We start from the raw sequence: 1745 nt of genomic DNA, 5'->3' as shown, positions 1-1745 counted from the left end.
AAGCTTGCAAACGCCGTATGAAATAAAGTTACCCCACTTACATAAGAAAAATACTTGAATATCAACACTACATGTACAGGCAAGGGCAACTAGCGGCGTTGGCAAGCCCCAGGCGGACAGCGAGTGCAACGAGCGAATTCCGCCGGACGGTTTCGGTGCGGCTGCACTAGAAAGTACACTTTGTGGGAGAACCCCTCCACCGCCTAGCGGCGGTCCCCCTCCCCTTTCAGGGGAGGCTTATGCACAAGTCCGCGGGGTGATGTGGGCATCGCCCTACACATTTCAAAAAGTCACCATCCCATTATTTCCCCACGCAGAAGCGGGAGAATACATCGTTTACCACGGCCTCGGAAACCCGTTCGCCGGTGAGGGTGAGCAAGGCGTTCGCGGCTTCTTCCAGCAGGACAGTCACCGCGTCCAGCAGTTCCCCTGCGTCCAGTGCTTCCAGTGCCAGCTGCACCTGCTCCCGTGCCTGCTCCAGACACTGCTTCTGGCGGGCGTTTGCCACAATGCCCAGTTCCGGTGTGACTTCTGCCTGATAGAACAGTTCCTCCACCGCCTGCTGCAATTGCTCCAGCCCGCTGCCCTCTCTGGCTGCCATGGTAATTACGCGGGAGAAATGCGGCTCCAGTTCGTCCGTGTCCAGCTGTGCAGACTGGTCAGACTTATTCAGGATTGCGATCACCGGCTTCTCCGGCAGCTGTTCCAGCATGCGGCGGTCGTCGTCGTCCAGCGGTCGGGTGGTGTCGAACACGGCGAGAATCAGGTCTGCCTGTGCCAGCCGTTCCTCGGCAATCTTCACGCCCATTTGCTCGATCACATCTTCGGTTTCCCGCAGTCCTGCCGTATCTGACAGCCGCAGTGTCACATTGCCCAGCCGGATCTGTTCTTCCACCACGTCCCGCGTAGTGCCGGCAATTTCCGTGACAATGCTCCGCTGGCTGCCGGACAGGAGATTGAACAGAGTGGATTTGCCCACGTTGGGCTTGCCCACAATGACCGCCGACACGCCGGACTGCAAGATTCTGCCATAGTCGTAGGTAGCAAGGGTACTGTCCAGCTGTTCCAGCACCGGCTGGAGGGCAGCGTGCAGGCTCTCCGGTGTCACTGCGGGGATCTCGTCCTCGGGGTAGTCTGCCCACGCTGCCAGATCTCCCAGACTGCGGACGATGCCCTGCGAGATCTGCTGCACGCGGTGAAACAGTGCTCCGTTCTGCTGAGCGTGGGCGAATGCCAGTTCCCGTTTTCCGGCGGCACCGATCACGTCCATGACGGCTTCCGCCTGTGTCAGTGTCATTTTGCCGGCAAGGAATGCCCGCTTGGTGAATTCTCCGGCTTCTGCCGGCTGGACACCGGCAGCGTAGACTGTTTCCAGCAACTGGCGGGTGACAAAAATGCCGCCGTGACAGGAAAATTCCACGGTGTCCTCGCCGGTATAGCTATGCGGGGCACGGAACACAGTGGCGATGCCGTCGTCCAGTTCGCTGCCGGCGGTATCCAGAAAGCTGCCATAGACACAGGTATAGCCGGACATCTCGGCGAGAGATTTTCCGCCGGTGCTCCGGAAGCACTGCTGTGCAACGGAGATTGCGGTATCACCGGAAATACGGATCACGGCAATGCCGCCGGCAGCGTGTGGGGTTGCGATTGCTGCAATGGTATGCATAATAGATTCTCCTTCTGCGGCGGGTCACCGCTGACCTTACGCCCCGCGGCGGGTCGCCGCTGACCCTACGCCCCAATTT

1 protein-coding gene is annotated in these 1745 nt (G+C 59.5%); it reads right to left on the bottom strand.

What is annotated here, in order from left to right; all coding sequences use genetic code 11:
* Positions 1-301: 301 nt before the first annotated feature.
* Entirely contained in the window at positions 302-1666 is a 1365-nt protein-coding gene (mnmE, locus tag RUMCAL_RS06210; RefSeq protein WP_021681813.1) for a tRNA uridine-5-carboxymethylaminomethyl(34) synthesis GTPase MnmE, read from the bottom strand.
* Positions 1667-1745 lie beyond the last annotated feature (79 nt).

The organism is Ruminococcus callidus ATCC 27760 (assembly GCF_000468015.1).
Classification (GTDB): Bacteria; Bacillota; Clostridia; order Oscillospirales; family Ruminococcaceae; genus Ruminococcus_C; species Ruminococcus_C callidus.
This window is presented reverse-complemented; position numbering and strand designations above follow the sequence as displayed.